This window comes from Paenibacillus cineris, assembly GCF_018333335.1.
GTDB lineage: Bacteria > Bacillota > Bacilli > Paenibacillales > Paenibacillaceae > Paenibacillus_AQ > Paenibacillus_AQ favisporus.
Map to the genome: position 1 here is coordinate 1 of NZ_BORU01000035.1, position 261 is coordinate 261.

1 rRNA gene is annotated in these 261 nt (G+C 53.3%); it reads right to left on the minus strand.

Annotation, left to right across the window (positions count from 1 at the left end):
* Positions 1–261 (minus strand): 23S ribosomal RNA (locus KI379_RS33825); the annotation flags it as partial.

Sequence of the window (261 nt, forward strand, 5' to 3'; positions counted from 1 at the left end):
GGTCCCGACTTACCCTGAGCGGACGAGCCTTCCTCAGGAAACCTTGGGCTTTCGGCGGATCAGATTCTCACTGATCTTTTCGTTACTCATACCGGCATTCTCACTTGTATACGCTCCAGCGCTCCTTCCGGTACACCTTCAACGCTGTATACAACGCTCCCCTACCCCTGATGCAAAGCATCAAGCCATAGCTTCGGTGGTGTGTTTAGCCCCGTTACATTTTCGGCGCAGAGTCACTCGACCAGTGAGCTATTACGCACT